18 protein-coding genes are annotated in these 20135 nt (G+C 64.3%); 6 read left to right on the top strand and 12 right to left on the bottom strand.

Annotated elements, in window-relative coordinates; genetic code table 11:
- Positions 1 to 99 precede the first annotated feature (99 nt).
- Positions 100 to 1467, top strand: a complete 1368-nt coding sequence (gene radA, locus SFA35_RS22665; RefSeq protein ID WP_320572891.1) for a DNA repair protein RadA — start codon at positions 100 to 102, stop codon at positions 1465 to 1467.
- 72 nt (positions 1468 to 1539) lie between these two features.
- The gene (locus SFA35_RS22660) at positions 1540 to 2226 is read left to right on the top strand and encodes an HAD-IA family hydrolase (RefSeq protein WP_320572889.1); all 687 of its coding nucleotides are present in this window, start codon (positions 1540 to 1542) and stop codon (positions 2224 to 2226) included.
- A 140-nt stretch (positions 2227 to 2366) separates the two neighbouring features.
- Here SFA35_RS22660 and SFA35_RS22655 read toward each other — a convergent pair whose 3' ends face one another.
- Positions 2367 to 2741 (bottom strand): PilZ domain-containing protein, encoded by a 375-nt coding sequence (locus SFA35_RS22655; protein WP_320572887.1) that lies wholly within the window; start codon positions 2739 to 2741, stop codon positions 2367 to 2369.
- Positions 2742 to 2892: 151 nt separating this feature from the next.
- Between SFA35_RS22655 and SFA35_RS22650 the strand changes: the two genes are divergently transcribed.
- The 3 genes from SFA35_RS22650 to yjiA are packed head-to-tail and all read left to right on the top strand — an operon-like array spanning position 2893 to position 6185.
- Positions 2893 to 4959, top strand: coding sequence for a carbon starvation CstA family protein (locus tag SFA35_RS22650; RefSeq protein WP_320572885.1), 2067 nt, complete (start codon positions 2893 to 2895; stop codon positions 4957 to 4959).
- Positions 4960 to 4977: 18 nt separating this feature from the next.
- On the top strand, positions 4978 to 5175 hold the full coding sequence (locus SFA35_RS22645; RefSeq protein WP_320572884.1) for a YbdD/YjiX family protein: 198 nt from the start codon (positions 4978 to 4980) through the stop codon (positions 5173 to 5175).
- 59 nt (positions 5176 to 5234) lie between these two features.
- Entirely contained in the window at positions 5235 to 6185 is a 951-nt protein-coding gene (yjiA, locus tag SFA35_RS22640) for a GTPase (protein ID WP_320572882.1), read from the top strand.
- A gap of 70 nt (positions 6186 to 6255) precedes the next feature.
- On the opposite strand, the gene SFA35_RS22635 is transcribed toward yjiA, so the two are convergent.
- The 3 genes from SFA35_RS22635 to SFA35_RS22625 all read right to left on the bottom strand — a co-directional run bounded on the left by SFA35_RS22635 (position 6256) and on the right by SFA35_RS22625 (position 12352).
- Complete coding sequence (locus SFA35_RS22635; protein WP_320572881.1) at positions 6256 to 6828, bottom strand: hypothetical protein; 573 nt, start codon at positions 6826 to 6828, stop codon at positions 6256 to 6258.
- A gap of 314 nt (positions 6829 to 7142) precedes the next feature.
- Complete coding sequence (gene glyA, locus SFA35_RS22630) at positions 7143 to 8393, bottom strand: serine hydroxymethyltransferase (protein ID WP_320572879.1); 1251 nt, start codon at positions 8391 to 8393, stop codon at positions 7143 to 7145.
- Between the two features lie 128 nt (positions 8394 to 8521).
- Positions 8522 to 12352, bottom strand: coding sequence for an EAL domain-containing protein (locus SFA35_RS22625; protein WP_414058437.1), 3831 nt, complete (start codon positions 12350 to 12352; stop codon positions 8522 to 8524).
- Positions 12353 to 12650: 298 nt separating this feature from the next.
- Between SFA35_RS22625 and ettA the strand changes: the two genes are divergently transcribed.
- The gene (gene ettA / locus SFA35_RS22620) at positions 12651 to 14315 is read left to right on the top strand and encodes an energy-dependent translational throttle protein EttA (protein ID WP_320572878.1); all 1665 of its coding nucleotides are present in this window, start codon (positions 12651 to 12653) and stop codon (positions 14313 to 14315) included.
- Between the two features lie 87 nt (positions 14316 to 14402).
- Here the strand turns inward: ettA and SFA35_RS22615 are convergent, their stop codons facing one another.
- From SFA35_RS22615 to SFA35_RS22580, 8 genes are all read right to left on the bottom strand, one after another.
- The gene (locus tag SFA35_RS22615) at positions 14403 to 14594 is read right to left on the bottom strand and encodes a hypothetical protein (RefSeq protein ID WP_320572876.1); all 192 of its coding nucleotides are present in this window, start codon (positions 14592 to 14594) and stop codon (positions 14403 to 14405) included.
- Positions 14595 to 14687: 93 nt separating this feature from the next.
- Entirely contained in the window at positions 14688 to 15182 is a 495-nt protein-coding gene (locus SFA35_RS22610; protein WP_320572874.1) for a GreA/GreB family elongation factor, read from the bottom strand.
- An 84-nt stretch (positions 15183 to 15266) separates the two neighbouring features.
- The gene (locus SFA35_RS22605) at positions 15267 to 15617 is read right to left on the bottom strand and encodes a hypothetical protein (RefSeq protein ID WP_320572873.1); all 351 of its coding nucleotides are present in this window, start codon (positions 15615 to 15617) and stop codon (positions 15267 to 15269) included.
- Between the two features lie 100 nt (positions 15618 to 15717).
- The gene (locus tag SFA35_RS22600; protein ID WP_320572871.1) at positions 15718 to 16968 is read right to left on the bottom strand and encodes an FAD-binding oxidoreductase; all 1251 of its coding nucleotides are present in this window, start codon (positions 16966 to 16968) and stop codon (positions 15718 to 15720) included.
- Positions 16969 to 16983: 15 nt separating this feature from the next.
- On the bottom strand, positions 16984 to 17685 hold the full coding sequence (locus tag SFA35_RS22595; RefSeq protein WP_320572869.1) for an ABC transporter permease subunit: 702 nt from the start codon (positions 17683 to 17685) through the stop codon (positions 16984 to 16986).
- On the bottom strand, positions 17682 to 18401 hold the full coding sequence (locus SFA35_RS22590; protein WP_320572868.1) for an ABC transporter permease subunit: 720 nt from the start codon (positions 18399 to 18401) through the stop codon (positions 17682 to 17684). Before SFA35_RS22590 ends, SFA35_RS22595 begins: the two co-directional genes overlap by 4 nt.
- Before the next feature lie 48 nt (positions 18402 to 18449).
- Complete coding sequence (locus tag SFA35_RS22585) at positions 18450 to 19193, bottom strand: transporter substrate-binding domain-containing protein (protein ID WP_414058436.1); 744 nt, start codon at positions 19191 to 19193, stop codon at positions 18450 to 18452.
- A 35-nt stretch (positions 19194 to 19228) separates the two neighbouring features.
- The gene (locus SFA35_RS22580; protein WP_320572865.1) at positions 19229 to 20092 is read right to left on the bottom strand and encodes a MurR/RpiR family transcriptional regulator; all 864 of its coding nucleotides are present in this window, start codon (positions 20090 to 20092) and stop codon (positions 19229 to 19231) included.
- Positions 20093 to 20135 lie beyond the last annotated feature (43 nt).

Raw genomic sequence — 20135 nt, 5'->3', positions numbered from 1 at the left:
TTTTCAGTTGCACGCCGATTAAAGATGCAGGACAGGCGGCCCCCGGCCATGGCGCGGTCCGCTATCATGGCGGTTTTGCGTTCACAGGACCCTCCCTCCATGGCCAAGGCCAAGCGTTTGTACGGCTGCACCGAATGCGGTGCGACCTTTCCGAAATGGGCTGGGCAGTGCGGCGAGTGCGGCGCCTGGAATACCCTGGTCGAAACCGTGATCGAGAGTGGTGCTGCCCAGCCGCCCAGCGGCCGTACCGGCTGGGCCGGACAGCAGGCGCAGACGCGCACCCTGGCCGAGGTCAGCGTTGAAGAGATCCCGCGTTTCAGCACCGCTTCCGGCGAGCTCGACCGGGTGCTCGGCGGCGGCCTGGTCGACGGCTCGGTGGTGCTGATCGGCGGCGACCCCGGCATCGGCAAGTCGACCATCCTGCTGCAGACGCTGTGCAACATCGCCACGCGCATGCCCGCGCTGTACGTCACCGGTGAGGAGTCGCAACAACAGGTGGCCATGCGGGCGCGACGCCTGGGTCTGCCGCAGGACAAGCTGCGGGTGATGACCGAGACCTGCATCGAGACCATCATCGCCACCGCCAAGGTCGAGCAGCCCAAGGTCATGGTGATCGACTCGATCCAGACCATCTTCACCGAGCAGTTGCAGTCGGCGCCAGGCGGCGTCGCCCAGGTGCGCGAGAGTGCCGCGCTGCTGGTGCGCTACGCCAAGCAGAGCGGCACGGCGATCTTCCTGGTCGGCCACGTCACCAAGGAAGGCGCGCTGGCCGGCCCGCGGGTGCTGGAGCACATGGTGGACACGGTGTTGTACTTCGAAGGCGAGTCCGACGGCCGCCTGCGCCTGCTGCGGGCGGTGAAGAACCGCTTCGGCGCGATCAACGAGCTGGGCGTGTTCGGCATGACCGACAAGGGCCTCAAGGAGGTCTCCAACCCTTCGGCGATCTTCCTGACCCGCGCCCAGGAAGAAGTGCCTGGCAGCGTGGTGATGGCCACTTGGGAAGGCACTCGGCCGATGCTGGTGGAAGTCCAGGCGCTGGTGGACGACAGCCACCTGGCCAATCCGCGCCGGGTCACCCTGGGCCTGGACCAGAACCGCCTGGCCATGCTGCTGGCGGTGCTGCATCGCCATGGCGGCATTCCCACCCATGACCAGGACGTATTTCTCAACGTGGTGGGCGGGGTCAAGGTGCTGGAGACCGCCTCGGACCTGGCGCTGATGGCGGCGGTGATGTCGAGCCTGCGCAACCGGCCGTTGCCCCACGACCTGCTGGTGTTCGGCGAGGTTGGCCTGTCTGGCGAGGTGCGCCCAGTGCCCAGCGGCCAGGAGCGCCTCAAGGAGGCCGCCAAGCACGGCTTCAAGCGCGCCATCGTGCCCAAGGGCAATGCCCCGAAGGAGCCGCCGGCGGGCTTGCAGGTGATCGCCGTGAGCCGTCTGGAGCAGGCGCTGGACGCTTTGTTCGAATAGATGTCATTCGCCTTGGCGGCCAGCGGGTGTATTGTGCAGGCAATTGTTTAAATCTTTTGCAAGGGACGCCGCATGACTCAAGCCTGCACCGCCAAAGGCCCGATCAAGGCCGTGATCTTCGACATGGACGGCCTGCTGCTGGACACTGAGGGCATCTACACCGAGGTCACGCAGATGATCGCTCAGCGCCACGGACGCAACTTCGACTGGAGCATCAAGCAGAACACCATCGGCCTGGGTGCCGGCGACCTGGCCGCCTACATCGTCAAGGCGCTGGACCTGCCGATGACCCCCGATGAGTTCATGGAGACCCGCGCGCCACTGATGGCCGAGCGCTTCCCCCACGCCATGGCGATGGCCGGGGCCGAGACCCTGGTGCGCCACCTGAAGGCAGCCGGGATTCCGATCGCCGTCGGCACCAGCTCGTCGCGGCACTATTTCGCGCAGAAGACCACCCTGCATCAGGAGTGGTTTTCCTTGTTCGACACCGTGGTCACCGCGGACGACCCGCAAGTCGGTGCGGCCAAGCCGGCGCCGGATATTTTCCTCGTGGCGGCCAGGCGGCTGGGCGTCGAGCCCAAAGACTGCCTGGTGTTCGAGGACTCGCCGTTCGGTATCACCGCAGCGAAGACGGCTGGCATGTTCGCCATCGCCGTGCCGGATGCGGCGATGCCAGCGGAAAAGTACCTGCATGCCGATGACAAGCTGAAAAGCCTGCTGGAGTTTCAGCCTGAGGTGTGGGGGCTGCCCAAGTTCTAGGCTGGCCTGCCTGATTGAAGTCGCCGCGCCCATGTGGGAGGGGGCAGAGCTCCCGATAGGCCGCCAGGCCGGCTTCATCTTCCAGATCAAAAGCTCGCGGGCCTAGCCCGCTTCCATATGGCCATCCATCCCGCTCTATGCTAAGGCTGAATGAGCTCGGCAAATTCCCGCTCCAGCTCCGCGGGGTCGCCCAGGTTCAGCTCGATCACTCGGCGCAGATGCCCGATCGACTCCAACTCGATATTCTCGCAGCGAAATCCCAACTGCCCATGATCGTCATGGGCCAGTTGCACCTGCATTTCCACCTGAGCCTCATCGCCCAAATGAATTTCGGCGACGAATGGCTGTTCCGCATCACTCTCCCAGGCCACCGGCTTTTCCACCAGCAGGCCCTTGAGCGATAGATCCAGCAGTTGCACGGCCCAGCTGTGTGGCCCCTGCTTGAGCTCGGTACGGGCATCGAAAGCAATGCGTTTGAAGCGGCGGCGTTCGTGTGCAACGGCTGAATCGGTCATGGCAGGTCCCTCGACAAGTGACCTGACTATAGCGCACGGGCAAGACGCTGTTTGTGGCGTGTTCGACAAAAGTGGGGGCTGTGTCTTTCGCTCAGCTAACGCTAGACTTGTAAAGCGAGTTTTTGTCTCCAATTGCTGGAAATATAAAAAAATGAAAAATAATAACAGCGCACTCCGCCACTTGCCGTGGCTGGTCGTGGCGGTCATTGGCGCTTGGGCGCTAGGGGTCGTCGCGTTACGCCGTGGCGAAGCAATCAACGCTCTATGGATCGTCGTCGCGGCGGTCGCCATCTATCTTGTCGCTTATCGTTACTACAGCCTGTTCATCGCCAATAACGTGATGCAACTGGACCCACGTCGGGCTACGCCGGCGGTGCTGAACAACGACGGTCTGGACTACGTGCCGACCAACAAACACATCCTCTTCGGCCACCACTTTGCTGCCATCGCCGGCGCAGGGCCGCTGGTCGGGCCGGTTCTGGCTGCGCAGATGGGCTATCTGCCAGGTACCTTGTGGCTGATCGCCGGGGTGGTGCTGGCGGGCGCGGTGCAAGACTTCCTCGTGCTGTTCCTGTCCACCCGTCGCAACGGTCGCTCGCTGGGCGACATGGTGCGCGAGGAAATGGGCCAGATTCCCGGCACCATCGCCCTGTTCGGCTGCTTCCTGATCATGATCATCATCCTCGCGGTACTCGCGCTGATCGTGGTCAAGGCCTTGGCCGAGAGCCCGTGGGGCATCTTCACGGTGCTGGCGACCATCCCGATCGCCATGTTCATGGGCGTCTACATGCGCTACATCCGCCCGGGCCGCATCGGCGAGATCTCGCTGGTGGGCGTGGTGCTGTTGCTGCTGTCGATCTGGGCCGGTGGCCAGGTCGCGGCCGACCCGGTCTGGGCCAAGGCCTTCACCTTTACCGGCATCCAGATCACCTGGATGCTGATCGGCTACGGCTTCGTCGCCGCGGTGCTGCCGGTATGGCTGATCCTGGCGCCCCGTGACTACCTGTCGACCTTCCTCAAGATAGGCACCATCATCGCCCTGGCCATCGGCATCCTGGTGACCATGCCCGAGCTGAAAATGCCGGCACTGACCCAATTCGTCAACGGCACCGGGCCGGTGTGGAAGGGCGGGCTGTTCCCGTTCCTGTTCATCACCATCGCCTGTGGTGCGGTGTCCGGTTTCCACGCGCTGATCTCCTCGGGCACCACGCCCAAGCTGCTGGCCAACGAAGCCCATGCCCGCTACATCGGCTACGGCGCGATGCTGATGGAATCGTTCGTGGCCATCATGGCCATGGTGGCCGCCTCGGTGATCGAACCTGGTGTGTACTTCGCCATGAACAGCCCGGCCGCCGTGGTCGGCGGTGATGTGGTGGCGGTAGCCACCGCTGTCAGCAACTGGGGCTTCGCCATCACCCCGGAAGCCCTGCAGACCGTCGCCCACAGCATTGGCGAGACCACCATCCTGGCCCGCGCCGGTGGTGCGCCGACCTTGGCGGTGGGCATCGCGCAAATCCTCCATCAGGTGATGCCGAGCGAAAACTCCATGGCGTTCTGGTACCACTTCGCCATTTTGTTTGAAGCGCTGTTCATCCTCACCGCAGTCGACGCCGGCACCCGCGCCGGGCGTTTCATGCTCCAGGACCTGCTCGGCTCCTTCGTACCGTCGCTCAAACGCACCGAGTCGTGGCCGGCCAACCTGATCGCCACCGCCGGTTGCGTGGCCATGTGGGGCTGGCTGCTGTATCAGGGCGTGATCGACCCGCTGGGCGGCGTCAACACCCTGTGGCCGCTGTTCGGCATCTCCAACCAGATGCTGGCCGGTATCGCGCTGATGCTTGGCTGCGTCGTGCTGATCAAGATGAAGCGTCAGCGTTACATCTGGGTGCCGCTGATTCCGGCGGTGTGGCTGCTGATCTGCACCACCACCGCAGGCTTCATCAAGCTGTTCGACGCCAACCCGGCGGTGGGCTTCCTGGCGCTGGCCAAGAAGTACAGCGACGCGCTGGCGGCTGGGCAGGTGATCGCCCCGGCGAAGAGCATCGACCAGATGCAGCACGTGATCTTCAACGCCTACACCAACGCCACGCTGACCGTGCTGTTCCTGTTCGTGGTATTCAGCATCCTGTTCTTTGCCATCAAGGTCGGCGTCGCCGCCTGGGGCAACAAGGAACGCAGCGACAAGGAAGCGCCATTCCAGGCGGTTCCGGGCGCTTGATAAAGGAGGACCGCAAGCATGTTCAACGACCTGGGCAAGCTGGGCAAATACCTGGGCCAGGCTGCCCGCCTGATGGTGGGCATGCCGGACTACGACAACTATGTCGAGCACATGCAGGGCAAGCACCCGGACAAGCCGGTGATGAGCTACGAGGCGTTCTTCCGCGAACGCCAGGAGGCTCGCTACGGCGGCAAGGGTGGGCCCAAGTGTTGTTGATCGGCGTATGAACCTTGTGGTGGGGCCCATGGGTCCACCACATCTCTCTGGAGCCTCCTTTGCCGCCCATCCCCGTTACCATCCTCAGCGGCTTTCTCGGCGCTGGCAAAACCACCCTGCTGCGTCACCTGCTCAGGGCCGAACATGGCCTGAAGATCGCCGTCATCGAGAACGAATTCAGCGACGCCGGCATCGACACCCAGCTGCTCGGCGACGAGCCAGTGCAGGTGATGACCCTGGCCAACGGCTGTGTCTGCTGCACCATCCACACCGACCTGACCAAAGCCCTGTACCTGCTGCTCGAGCGTCTCGACAGCGGCCAGATCGCCTTCGACCGTCTGGTGATCGAATGCACCGGCCTGGCCGACCCGGCGCCCGTGGCGCAAACCTTTTTCATCGACGAAGAGCTGCGCGAGCGTTACTTGCTCGATGGCATCCTCACCCTGGTGGATGCCGCTCACGCCGAGGTGCATCTGGCGCAGACCATCGCCCAGGCCCAGGTCGGGTTCGCCGACCGCTTGCTGGTCAGCAAGACCGACCTGGTCACACCAGAGGCCTTGCAAGCCTTGAGCGAGCGCCTGACCCGCATCAACCGCCGGGCGCCGATCCGCGTGGTCGAGCATGGCCGCATCGACCTGGGCGAGCTGCTGGACATTCGAGGCTTTAATCTCAACGCTGGCCTGAGTCTCAGACCCGTGGCGCAAGGCGCCAGCATCGACCGCATTTCCAGCCTGGTGCTGCGCACCGAAGTAGCCCTGGATATTGATCGGCTGAGCGAGTTCATGAACCAGTTGCTCGAGGAGCATGGCCGCCAGTTGCTGCGTTACAAGGGCGTGCTGAACATCGCCGGTGAAGATCGGCGCCTGGTGTTTCAAGGCGTGTTGAAGCTGTATGGCTTCGATTGGGATGCCGAATGGCAGGTGGGAGAAGAGCGCGAAAGTGTCATGGTGTTCATTGCCGACGAGTTGCCGGAAGCAAGCATTCGTTCGGGTTTCCAAGCCTTGCTGTGAGGGCGCAGTGCAATGATCGTGAAGCCACCCGGCCAGCGAAACTCGCCAGGACGGATGGCTTCAGGTGCTGTCAGACCTCGTCCGGCTCATTCAAATACGCGGCATTGGTTTCATGCACGTGCAGATGAAAAGGCATGGGCTCACCCCCGGTTGCGGCTACGTACGTATGGGGTGAGTCATGCAGGCGTTGCAGGTGCAGATGATTTCCGTTGTCTGCACGCAGGACCACGGGCACGATGTCGGCGTGCAGGTGATCGACCGTCAGCGGGACGCCCGTGAAATGGTCGATGTGGAAGAGCCCAGGATTGCGCTCTCCTATGATGAATGCACCTATCGTATTGTCGTCGGCCCTGGCGATGCCCCGGCCATGGTAGGGCCCAGGGGAGCGAACGTACAGACGAAAACCCTCATCATGATGGCGAAAGTATAGGGTCAAGGGTGTATCCGCCTTGGCGGCCTGCCCTTCGACGAATCCCAGAAAGTGCGAATCGTCTCGGTGCTGGATGGCGCCGGTGAATATGCCCCCGCCCAGCGCCCCCCTTTTCACTCGGGCCGGTTTACCCAATAGCGCGCCGAGAAAATGAACGCTGTCGCCAGGTTCCTTGAGTGTGGCGATGAAAGACTGCTGTCGGTGGGTCAGCATGTGAATGCTCCTTGCAAGCTAATCCGTGCGTGATTGCACGGGGCACAAGTTAGCGGCGGCAAGGTGGCGCAGCTCCATAGTCATATACCGCGCCGTCGTTGCAGGATGGCGCGTGCCGCCTTACCGGTCTGCCAAGTCAGCGCCCCACTGCAGCACGTTCAGCCGCAGCGAGACTGCTGGGGCCGAATGGGTGGCCATCCAGTAGAGGCCCACCGGTGACCAGCATCGGCCGGTGAAGGACATCGCAATGGAATTCTGAAGGGCACAAAAAAGCCCGGCTCGATGAGCCAGGCTTTTCATTGCAACGTTGGCGGTCAGCTGTAGACCGGCAGCTTGGCGCAGATGGCTTTGACCTTCTCGCGCACGGCGTCGATCACCGCTTCGTTGTTCAGGTCGCCGAGGATGTCGCAGATCCAGCCCGCCAGCTCGCGGCAGTCGGTTTCCTTGAAGCCACGGGTGGTGACGGCCGGGGTGCCGAAACGCAGGCCCGAGGTCACGAACGGCGAACGCGGGTCGTTGGGCACCGAGTTCTTGTTGACGGTGATGAAGGCGCGGCCCAGGGCGGCGTCGGCATCTTTGCCGGAGATGTCCTGCTTGATCAGCGAGAGCAGGAACAGGTGGTTCTCGGTACCGCCGGAAACCACGTCGAAGCCGCGCTCGATGAACACGCTGGCCATGGCCTGGGCGTTTTTCACCACTTGCTGCTGGTAGGCCTTGAACTCAGGCTGCAGCGCTTCCTTGAAGCACACGGCCTTGGCCGCGATCACGTGCTCCAGCGGGCCGCCCTGGGCGCCCGGGAACACCGCCGAGTTGAGTTTCTTCTCGATGTTGGCGTTGGCCCTTGCCAGGATCAGGCCGCCACGCGGGCCGCGCAGGGTCTTGTGGGTGGTGGTGGTGACCACGTCGGCGAACGGCACCGGGTTCGGGTACACCCCTGCAGCGACCAGGCCGGCAACGTGGGCCATGTCGACGAACAGGTAGGCACCGACTTTGTCGGCAATGGCGCGAAAGCGTGCGAAGTCGAGGATCTGCGAGTAGGCAGAGAAACCGGCCACGATCATCTTCGGCTTGTGCTCGACCGCCAGGCGCTCGACTTCGTCGTAGTCGATCAGGCCGTTGCCGTCGATGCCGTACTGCACGGCGTTGTACAGCTTGCCCGAGGAGCTGACGCTGGCGCCGTGGGTGAGGTGCCCGCCGTGGGCCAGGCTCATGCCCAGGATGGTGTCACCCGCGTTGAGCAGGGCCAGGTAGACCGCACTGTTGGCCTGGGAGCCGGCGTGGGGCTGGACGTTGGCATAGTCGGCACCGAACAGCTGTTTGGCGCGATCGATTGCCAGCTGCTCGACCACGTCGACGTATTCGCAGCCACCGTAGTAGCGCTTGCCCGGGTAGCCTTCGGCGTACTTGTTGGTCAGCACCGAACCCTGTGCCTCCATGACGGCCGGGCTGGTGTAGTTTTCCGAGGCGATCAGCTCGATATGCTCTTCCTGGCGCTGAGCTTCCTGCTCCATGGCGGCAAAAAGATCGGCGTCGTACTTGGCGAGTGTCAGGTCACGGCTGAACATGGCGGTCCTCAAGGATCGGGGCAGTTGAAAAGGGGGGCATTCTAACCCAATGGGTTTTGTCTGGCATATGAAAGGGAATCATTGCCTGGACGAGTGGTGTTCATGATGTTGCGCCAGGCTGGAGGGGATCAATCGAGCATGAACAACGCATCGTTGCTGAACTGCGCCTCGAAGCGGCTGGCCGGCATCGGGCGGCCGAACAGGTAGCCCTGCACCTCGTCGCAGCCGTGTTCGCGCAGGAAGTCCAGTTGCTCCTGGGTCTCCACGCCTTCGGCGATGACCGCCAGGTTGAGGCTGTGGGCCATGGCGATGATGGCGCGGGCGATCTGCGCGTCCTGTTCGCCCGAGGGCAGGCCGTCGACGAAGGTGCGGTCGATCTTGAGCACGTCGATGGGAAACTGCTTGAGGTAGTTGAGCGACGAGTAGCCAGTGCCGAAGTCGTCGACGGCGATGCTCAGGCCGAGTCTTTTCAGGCTGTCGAGAATCACCATGGCCTCGTTGACCTCGCGCATCAGGATGCTCTCGGTCAGCTCCAGCTCCAGGCAGGCCGGCGACAGGCCGATCTCGCTGAGGATGGTGGCGATGCGCGTACCCAGTTGGCCGTCGGAGAACTGCCGGGCCGAGATGTTGACCGATACCTTGGGTACGCGCACCTTGTTGGCGTGCCACTCCTTGAGCTGGCGGCAGGCTTCGCTGATCACCCAGTCGCCGACGTCCACCACCAGGCCGAGCTCTTCGAGCACCGGAATGAAGTCGGCGGGTGGGACCAGGCCGCGGCGCGGATGGCGCCAGCGCAGCAGCGCCTCGGCGCCGGTCAGGCGCTTGCCGTCGCCGCTGAATTGCGGCTGGTAGTAGAGGATGAACTCCTGTTGCTCCAGGGCATGGCGCAGGTCGCTCTCCAGCTCCAGGCGCTCCAGGGCGCTGGCGTTCATGTCGGCCTGGTAGAACTGGAAGTTGTTCTTGCCGCGCTCCTTGGCGTGGTACATCGCGGTGTCGGCGTTCTTCATCAGTTGGCTGAGCTCGTTGCCGTCCTGCGGGCTCAGGGCAATGCCGATGCTGGCGGTGACGAAGAACTCGCGGTTTTCCAGCACGAACGGGCGCACCAGGCTGCCGAGGATCTGCTCGGCGACGTGAATGGCCTCGTGCAGCGCGTCCTCGCGGGTCGGCCGCGGTTGCAGCAGCAGGGTGAACTCGTCGCCGCCCATGCGCGCCACGGTGTCGTCGTTGTTGACGCAGGCCAGCAGACGGGTGGCCATGTCCTTGAGCATGCGGTCACCGGCGGCGTGGCCGAGGGAGTCGTTGATCGGCTTGAAGCGGTCGAGGTCGAGGAACATCAGTACCACCCAGCTGTTCTGCCGGTCGGCCTGCTGCAGGGCGTTGTGCAGGCGGTCCTGGAACAGGGTGCGGTTGGGCAGGTGGGTCAGGGCGTCGTAGTAGGCCAGGCGGTGAATGCGTTGCTCGCTGGCCTTGCGCTCGCTGATGTCGCTGAAGAAGCATACGTAGCTGGCCAGGTCGCCTTCGTCGTCGAGCACTGCGGTGATGCCAACCCAGGCCGGATAGTGCTCGCCACTACGGCGCTTGAGCCACACTTCGCCTTCCCAGCTGCCGCGCTGGTTGAGCTGCTTGAGCACATAGCGCAGATGGGCTTCCTGCTGATCGTCGACGGTCAGCAGCGTCGGCAGCTGGTCCAGCACCTGGGACACCGCGTAGCCGCTGACCCGGCTGAACGCCTCGTTGGCCTGGACGATGTAGCCGGCCGGGTCGGTGATAAGGATGGCGGAGGTCGAGTGCTCGAACACCGTGGCGGCCATGCGCAGGTCTTTTTCGGCGCGGCGCTGCTGGCTGACGTCGCGGCCCACGCCGAGGATGCCCTCGAATACACCGTTGTCGTCCCACACCAGCACCAGGCGCAGCTCGATGGGGATCTTGCGGCCATCGGCGCTGAGGCAGTCGAGCAGGAAGACCTGCGACTGCACCTGGCTGCGCAGCTGGTTCAACTGCTCGGGGCTGGACAGTGCCTGGCCGACCCGCTCGAGCAACTGGTTGAGGGTGATCAACTGGCTGGGGTTGGCGATCGCCGACTGCCAGCCATTGGCGAAGATCCACTCCACGTCATAGCCCAGCACGGCCTGCACGGAGTGGCTGACGTAGTTGAGCGTGAGCTGGTTGTTGGTGGAGAAGATGATGTCGCTGATGCTTTCGGCCAGCATCCGGTAGCGCTGCTCGCTGCTGCGCAGCGATTCACTGGCTTCGATCTGCTCGGTAACGTCCTTGGCCACGCCGATGATGCGCGACACCTGGCCATCCCTTTCCCGGGTCAGCACCTGCTCGCGGATCTCGAAGTGATGCCAATGGCCGTGACGGTCACGAAAGCGCAGTTGGCAATGCAAGGGGTGCGCATAGCCGCCCTGGCGCTGATGGTGGCGCGCCTTGTGGTAGACCGGCGCATCGTCGGCGTGCAGCAGTTTTTCCCAGAAGTACTCGCCCATCTCGCGCAGTTGGCCATCGTCGTAGCCCAGGGTGTGGCCCAGGTGATGGTTGCTGAAGATCATGCGCTGGGTGGCGCAGTCCTGCACGTAGAGGTGGTCGGGCACCGTGCGGATCACATCCGACCAGAACGCCTCGCGCTCCACCAGCGACAGCTCGACGCGCTTGCGGCTGGTGATGTCGTTGATATTGAGGATGACGGCGTTGTAGCTCCAGGCGTCTTCCGGAAAGCGCACCGTGAGCCACAGGTGCTGGTCCTGGCCGAAGGCATCGGGCAGGGTCAGCTCCAGCTCCAGCTGCGGCAGGTTGCGCATCAGCCCGTCGATGATCTGGTAGCCGACCCCGCGCGGGTCCATCGGGCAGCCGTCGATCAGGCGCTGCCAGGCGCCCTGGCAGCTGTCGACGGCGAGCAGGCGCAGCGCGACCTGGTTGACCTCGGTGATGCGCAGGCCCTGCAATAATTGCTCGCGGCGCTCGGGGTGTTCGTGCAGCCAGCTTTCCAGGGCCGCCTGGGAATCCAGCGGCTGGGCCTGGACCAGTTCGCGCAGGCCCGACAGGTCGAGCACGCACAGGGCCACGCCAGTGCCCTCGAAGATGTCCTGGTAGCGCCGGCGCTCCTCGTACAACTCGCGCTGGCGTTTGCGCAGGTTAAGCAAGGCGAACAGCGGCAGCAGGGAGAAGGCCAGGCCCAGCAGGCATTTGCCGATCAGCGCCGGCAGCAGGTCGAGGCGCGCCTGACGGCCGTCGAACAAACTGTGCACCTGCCAGTCGCTATGGCTCAAGGTGGACACCAGCACGCTTTGCCACTGCTCTTGCGCGGCGTTGACCGAGGCCGGGTCCTGATGCAGCAAGTGGTTGTCCAGACGGTTTTCCAGGCGCCAGTGGCTGCGCGGGTCTCGGGTGTCGAAGCGGATCAGGCCGTCGAGAAAGCTCGGCTTGAGCCGCAGCAGCCAGGCGCCATTGGCGGCCTCGCCGGGTTGGCGAATGAGCAGGTACAGGCGTGAGTCGGCGACGTTGCCGTAGTACCAGGACTGCCCCTGGGCCCGTTGCAGCAAGGCCTGAATGGCGCTTTCGTCGGCGGTCAGTGGCAGGGTATCGGCGAGGATGCGGTTGTCGGCGGTCAGCCACAACAGGCTATCGGTGGCGGGCAGTACCTGTTGCAAGTGCGTCAGCGCTTCGGCCTTTTCCCGGCCGCCAGGGAAGGCTGGGGTGGTCAGCAGGCGGCCCAGGGCCATCTGCGCGTTGAGGGCCATGCTCAGGTTGACCTGATCCACCAGTTCGGCGCTGGTGTCTATGCTGTGCTGACGCTGGTCGGCCTGGGTGCGCTGGAACTGGTCGATCAGTTGCCAGAGCAGCAGGGCGAGCAGAAACAGCACCAGCACCGCCAGGGCATTTTTCAGCGAGGCGCGCGGCAAAGAGGCGGACGTGCCCGCCGCAGGGCGCAAAGACGACGGCTGGGTGAGATTGGTCAAGCTGAGATCCTGCGGTCTGACTGGCGGTGGCAGGGCATTGGCACGTACTGCTACCGCGCACTATAAGCTGCTGCCCGACGTGGAGCTAGGGCTGCGGGCTGCGCGGCGGTTCAATCAACGAGGCAATCTATTAGGCAACGTTTCCAGCTTCTTTGAATTTGTTGTGCAAGGCATCGCGGTCTGCGGCGAAGAGTAGCAAAGTGCCAGCCCAAAACGTAGGCCGTTTGCCCTGTCAGGCGCATTCCGGTAGCTTTGCGGTCTGCATTTTTTTCATCTGTCTACGACACCAGGTTTACCCATGGCTCAATACGTTTTCACCATGCATCGGCTGAGCAAGGTTGTTCCGCCGAAGCGGGAAATTCTCAAGAACATTTCCTTGTCGTTCTTCCCCGGCGCCAAGATCGGCGTGCTCGGCCTCAACGGTTCGGGCAAGTCCACCCTGCTCAAGATCATGGCCGGCGTCGACACCGAGTTCGATGGCGAAGCGCGCCCGATGCCCGAGCTGAATGTCGGCTACCTGCCCCAGGAGCCGCAGCTCGACCCGGCCAAGACCGTCCGTGAGGTGGTCGAGGAAGCGGTCAGCGTGATCAAGGATGCCCAGGCGCGCCTCGATGAAGTCTATGCCGCCTACGCCGACCCTGACGCCGACTTCGACAAGCTGGCGGCTGAACAGGCCAAGCTCGAGGCCATCCTGCAGGCCAGCGACGGGCACAACCTGGAGCGCCAGCTGGAAGTGGCGGCCGACGCCCTGCGCCTGCCGGCCTGGGACGCCAAGGTCGAACACCTGTCCGGTGGCGAGAAGCGTCGTGTGGCGTTGTGCCGCCTGCTGCTGTCGGCCCCCGACATGCTGCTGCTCGACGAACCGACCAACCACCTGGACGCCGACTCGGTGGCCTGGCTGGAGCACTTCCTGCACGACTTCCCGGGCACCGTGGTGGCCATCACCCACGACCGTTACTTCCTCGACAACGTCGCCGGTTGGATCCTCGAACTCGACCGCGGCGCCGGCATCCCTTACGAAGGCAACTACTCGGGTTGGCTCGAAGCCAAGTCCGACCGCCTGGCCCAGGAATCCAAGCAGCAATCGGCCCATGAAAAGGCCATGAAGGAAGAACTGGAGTGGGTGCGCAAAGGCGCCAAGGCTCGCCAGTCGAAATCCAAGGCGCGTCTGCAGCGCTTCGAAGAGATGCAGTCGCAGGAATTCCAGAAGCGTTCGGAAACCAACGAGATCTACATCCCGGCCGGCCCGCGCCTGGGTGACAAGGTCATCGAGTTCAAGAACGTCAGCAAGGGCTACGGCGACCGTGTGCTGATCGACAACCTGTCGTTCGCCATGCCCAAGGGCGCCATCGTCGGCGTGATCGGCGGCAACGGCGCCGGTAAATCGACCCTGTTCCGCATGCTCATGGGCAAGGAACAGCCGGATTCGGGCAGCATCGAAATCGGCGACACCGTGCAGCTGGCCTGCGTGGATCAAAGCCGTGACGACCTGGACGGCAGCAAGACGGTGTTCCAGCAGATCTCTGACGGCTCCGACCAGATTCGCATCGGCAACTATGAAATTCCGTCGCGTACCTACGTCGGTCGCTTCAACTTCAAGGGCGGCGACCAGCAGAAGTTCGTCAAGGACCTCTCCGGTGGTGAGCGTGGGCGTCTGCACCTGGCGTTGACGTTGAAGGAGGGTGGCAACGTGCTGCTGCTCGACGAACCGTCCAACGACCTCGATGTGGAAACCCTGCGTTCCCTGGAAGAAGCACTGCTGGACTTCCCCGGCGCTGCCATTGTGATCTCTCACGATCGCTGGTTCCTGGACCGTGTGGCCACCCACATCCTGGCTTACGAGGACGACTCACAGGCGGTGTTCTTCGAGGGCAACTACACCGAGTACGAAGCCGATCGCAAGAAGCGCCTGGGCGAAGCCGCTGCACAGCCGCACCGGGTACGGCACAAGAAGCTGGCGTAATCGGTCAGCAGAAAAACTCGCAGGTCTGGCCCGCTCCCACCTGGCAGCATCTGGTGGGAGCGGGCCGAGCCCGCGAGTTTTTTTTGTTCAGGGCCAAGGCTGCGTCGCGATACCGGGCCTGCCAAGGGGTCGGCGATCAGCGGCGTAGCTGGGCAGGATGACATTGATCGGCGCCTGGCCGGTCATCAGCAAGCCCAAGAGCAGCCAGGCCGCCACGCGTCGATCGATGAAAGGTTGGGAGTCGGCTACGCCTGAGTAGTAGCGCTGTTCGGCCGTCATGGAGTCTCTCCAGCTAACGCAGGAGACCAGCAATTTAGCCTTGTAACGAACAAGGTTGAACCACTTTTGGCCAGGCAATCGTTACCGGACAAGTCAGCCCTTGCCGATGGCAACCACCTCGATCGCCATATCCCCCACCGGCCGCTTCCACACCACCTCATCCCCCGGCCCCGCGCCGAGCAGGGCGCGCCCCAGCGGCGAAGCCCAGTTGATCAGGCCCTGGGCGACATCGGCCTGGTCCTCGCCGACCAGCTGCACGCGCTGCTGCTTGTCGTCTTCATCGGCGAAGGTCACCCAGCTGCCGATCTGCGCCTTTTTCGTCGAGTCGGCCAGCACCACCACCTGGGCGCTTTGCAGCCGCTGGGTGAAGTAGCGCAGGTCGCGCTGCACGTCGACCAGGCGCTGCTTGTCGCCGTCGTCGCCGCGGGTCTGCAGCAAGGTCTGTTCGGCTTGCAAATCGGCAACCCGCGCCTGCAGCTGGGCAAAGCCCTGGGCGGTGACGTAGTTGGGTTGTTGGCTGACGCTGCGCTCGACCGGCTGGTCGGCCTGGGCGGCAGCGTTGTCTTCGTTGACGAAGGCACGGCTCATAAGAATTCTCCTGTCATGGGGCTTGGGCCATGCCGACAGGCCAAGAGTTTCAATTGACGGGATCGAGCCCGCGCCGGCAGCGACTCAATCGGCTCTGAAGGCGCGTCCCTGCATCTGCGTCTTCTGTTGTTCCCAATCGCGTTCGCGGTCGTCCCAGCGGTTGCGATAGCCCTCGCTGGCCTGGTTCTGGGCACTGCTCTGGCACTGGTTGAAGCCGTCGTCCCAGCCGGTGCTGTACTGTTTTTCCTTGAGGTAGCGCGGCACGTTCTTGACGAAGTCGCCCAAGGCGCCCACTGCGTTGCGGCCGCTGGTGCAGCCATCCTGATAGCCGTCGGCGAACGCCGGAGGATAACCCTGTTGCACCATCTGTTCGTGGGTCGACTGACAGCCCACCAGCAGGACCAGGGAAAACGCGCACCACCATTTGTTGTTCATTGTCTCGACCTCGGCACTGGCCTACTTCCAAGGGGCCATACCGCAAGTCTAGGTGGGCATTCGTCAACGCGTGGTCAAGCCGATGTAAGGGAATTGTCGCTCAGCCGGGGCGCTGGTCGAAACGCTGGGGGTTGTAGGGAGCCGGGTCCGTCATGGGGTGTTCGCCCGTCATCAGCTCTGCCAGCAACCGGCCGCACACCGGGCCCAGGGTCAGGCCGTGGTGGGCATGGCCGAAGTTGAGCCAGAGTCCGCGATGGCGGCTGGCGCCGAGGGCCGGGCGCATGTCCGGCAGACACGGGCGCAGGCCAAGCCAGGGCTCGGCGTCAATGCGCTCCCCCAGCGGCAACAGTGTTCGGGCGATGGCCTCACAGCGCTGCAGCTGGATTTCGTTGGCGGGGGCATGATCGCTGGCGAACTCGATGCCGGTGGTCAGGCGCACACCCTGGGTCATGGGCGCCAGCACGAAGCCTGCCTGGGAATCGCACAGCGCATGCTGCAAGGGGGGCTGGGACGCATTGCGGTAGTGCAGGTGATAGCCCCGCTTGCTGCGCAGGGGCAGGACCTGACCCAATGGCTCAAGCAGCCGCCGGCTCTGCGCGCCCATGGCGATCACCACTTCGTCGGCGTGCACCGGGCCGCTGGAAGTCTCCAGCCGCCAGCGTGCCGCTTCCGGGCGCAAGGCCTGGGCATCAGCCTGCAGGAAGGCGCCGCCGCGCCCGCTGAACAGTTGGCAATAGCCGCGGGTAAGGGCGCCGGGGTCAGCCACGGTCTTGGGGTCGAGCCAGTGTACGGCGCCGATGGCCTGCCCGCTCAGGCCAGGCTCAAGCTGGCGCAGGGCCGCTGAGTCGAGAACCCGATAGGCGAGCCGATGTTCATGCTGGCGTGCCGCCTCGGCCTCGGCTCGCCGCCAGGCGCGCGGGTCGCGGAAAATCTCCACCCAGCCATCGGCCCTGAACAGGTGCTCCATACCCGCTGCCGCGGCCAGTGCATCGTGTTCGCTGACGCACTGCTGGATCAAGGGCTGCATGGCCCGGGTGGCCTGGGCCAGCTGGCGCGGCGCGCTGGCCTGCCAGTAACGCCAGAGCCAGGGTGCCAGTCGCGGTAGCTCGCGCCAGCTGTAACGGACGTCCGGTTGGCGGTTGCAGGCGTAGCGCAGCACGCTGCCCAGGTCGCGCGGGAAGGCATAGGGGACCACGCTGGAGCGCTCGATCAGCCCGGCGTTGCCGTAGCTGGTGCCGCTGCCGGGTGGTCCGCGATCAAGCAGCAGCACCTGACGGCCACGGGCCTGTAGATGGAGGGCGCTGCTGACACCGATGATGCCGGCGCCGATGATCAGGGTCTGACACTCCATGGTGGCGCTCCTTGTTCAGCGCAGATGACGGCTGAGTCGTTGGTCGATGTGCTTGAGCAGCCGGCGCAGCGACTCCACCAGCACCAGGTAGAGCACGGCGGCCCATAGGTAGATCTGGAAGTCGAAGCTGCGCGAAAAGCCCAGCTTGGCAGCGCCCATCAGGTCGTACAGGGTGACCATCGAGGCAATGGCGCTGGCCTTGATCATCAGGATCAGTTCGTTGCCCAGCGGGCCGATGGCGACCACGGCCATTTGCGGCAGCAGCACCTTGAAAAAGGTCGCCACGGGGCCGAGGCCCAGGGCCCGGGCGGCCTCGCGCTGACCCGGGGCAAGGCTTTGCAGGCTGCCCCGCAGTATTTCGGCCTGATAGGCGGCGCTGTTGAGGGTGAACGCCAGCAGGGTGCAATACCAGGCTTCGCGAAACAGCCACCACAGGCCCAGGTCCTGCCACAGTTCGCGCAGCGAGCCCAGCCCGTAGTACAGCAGGAACAGCTGGGCCAGCAGCGGCGAGCCGCGAAAGAAATAGATGTAGGCCGCACACGTGCGATTGAGCACCGCGCTACGCGACATCCGTCCCAGGGCGATGCAGGTACCCAGCACCGCGCCCAGCACGAATGACACGCTGACCAGCTGCACGGTCACCCACAGGCCTTCGAGCAGGCGCGGGCCGTAGCGCTCGAGGAGCTGCAGATCGATGAAAGGGTTGCTCGGTGTCATGCCCGGCCCTCGCTCAGGTGTCGCGAGTAATGGCGCTCCAACCGCGCCAGCACCCGCCCCGACAGCGCAGCCAGCAACAGATAAAGGACACACGCGGCAGCATAGAACAGCAGAGGCTGGCGGGTGCTGCTGACCGCCAGTTGCGTCTGGCGCATCAGGTCGACCAGGGAGATGGTCGACACCAGAGAGGTGTCCTTGAGCAGCGTCAGCCAGTTGTTGGACAGGCCAGGCAGCGCGGCGCGAGTCATCTGCGGCAGGACCACCCAGAAAAAGCTCTTGAGCGGGCCGAAGCCCAGCGCTGCCGCAGCCTGATACTGGCCTTTGCCGACTGTTTTCAGGGCTCCGGCCCAGACTTCGGCGGAAAACGCGGCGAACACCAGGCTCAGCGCGATCATCGCGGCCACGAAGGTGTTGAGCACCACCTCGCCGGAATAGCCCAGATAGGCCAGCAATTTTTGCGCGCCGATCTGACAGCCGTAGTACACCAGCAGCAATGTCAGCAACTCCGGCAGGCCGCGGAACACTGTGGAAAAGACCGCCGCCAGCGTGCTGAGCACGCGCCGACGCGAGCGAGCTGCCATGGCCATGGCCAGGCCCAGCGGCAAGCCAATCGGCAGGCAGGCCAAGGCCAGTGCCACGGTCAGCAGGGCGCCGGCCAGCAGCGCAGGGCCCCAGCCGCCCTCGGCGAAGCCGAGCAGAAACAGATGTTCGAACATGTCCTCATTCCTCCGAGCAGAGCCACGCCCCCGCGAATGCGCAGCCCATCAGTGGTAGATGTCAAAGTCGAAGAATTGCGCGGCGATTTTCTGGTAGGTCCCGTCGGCGACGATTTCGCCGATGGCCTGGTTCAAGCGCTCCCGCAACTGGGCATCCTCCTTGCGCACCCCGATGGCGGCGTTGGCAAGGGTGCCGTCGACGTCGCCGAGCAGGCGGCAGCAGTCCTTGCCCTGCACATCGAGCCAGGCCTTGAGGGGGAATTTGTCACCGATGACCACATCCAGTCGGCCGGCAGCGAGGTCGGCGTTGGCGGCATCGGCAGTGGGGTACAGCTTGACCTTGGCGCCGGCCCTGGCGTAGACGTCCTCGGCGTGAATGGCCTGGGTAGAGGATGATTGCGCCCCGACCGTCAGGCCCTTGAAGGTAGCCTGGGCATCGCGCAGCGGTGAGTCATGGGCCACCGCGACCGATAGGGGCGTGCGGTAGTAACGCTGGGTGAAGCCGATCTGGCGACGCCGCTCCGGGGTGTCGACCATCGAGGCGACGATCGCATCGTACTTGCGCGCCAGCAGCGCCGGGATCATGCCGTCCCAGTCCTGGGCGACCACAGTGCAGCGCACGCTCATGCGTTCGCACAGGGCCTGGGCGATTTCCACATCGAAGCCTTGCGGCTGGCCCTTGGCGTCGACGTAATTGAAGGGCGGGTAGGCGCCCTCGGTGGCGATGCGCAACACGTCGGCATGGGCCGACGGGCCGGCGATCATCAAGCTGAGAAATCCTGCGACAAGCATTTTCCGATGCATAGGTAGCCCCTTGCAGTGGGTTGTTATTGTTGTGAAGGCAACGCGGGAGAGGTGTAGCCGACGAATTCGTTGTGCAGCTGGGCAACCGCCTGCAGGCGCTTCTGGGCGCCAGCTCCGAGGTGCTTGCAGACGTCGTTGAGCAGCAGATTGACCAGCGAGAGCATGGCCGAGGTCGACTCCCAGAACAGATTGAAATCGGTCGGCACCCGGAACACCTCGTCGGCGTTCTGCTCGGCCCAGTCGCAAAAGGGGTCGGTGACCAGGGTCACCGCAATGCCTGCGGCCCGGGCCTTGTGGCAGAGCAGCAGTGCATGGCGCGAATAGCGGCGCGCTTCGAAGACGATCAAGGCGCTGCGGTTGGGTGCGCTCAGCAGCACGTCGGCGTAGTGCCCGGCGGCGCCATCGACCAGGTGCACACCGTCGCGCAGGTATTGCAGCAGGTGCGCGGTGCTGCTGGCGATGCCACGTTCGGTCTGGAAGCCGGCGACGAACACCTGCTCGGTGCGCGCCAGGCGCTCGGCCACCGCCTGCCAGCTCGCGGTCTGGCTGAGTTCGTGAACCCGCACCAGGGCGGCGATTTCCAGCTCCAGCGTGTGCGGTGCAACAGCTTGCTGGCGGTATTCTCCAAGGCGCTCGCCCACCAGCCACGGCCCTTCGCCGAGATCGGCCTGCAGATCCTGTTTCAGGGCCTTGAAGCTCGGGTAGCCGAGGGCTCGGCAGAAGCGCCCGACGCTCGACTCGCTGACCCCCAGCAGGCGGGCCAGGCTGCCCGCGGTCTGGAAAGGCAGCTCATGGGGGTTGGCGAGCATGTAGCTGGCGATCTGCCGGCCCGCCGCCGCGGTCGACGGCAGAATCGCTTGCAGACGTCGTTGCAGGGGTTTTTTCATGAGTCGGGCCATCCAGGGGAAAAGGCTGGAGGCTGAACATGAC

Source organism: Pseudomonas sp. HR96 (assembly GCF_034059295.1).
In the GTDB taxonomy this organism is placed as follows: Bacteria; Pseudomonadota; Gammaproteobacteria; order Pseudomonadales; family Pseudomonadaceae; genus Aquipseudomonas.
This window is presented reverse-complemented; position numbering and strand designations above follow the sequence as displayed.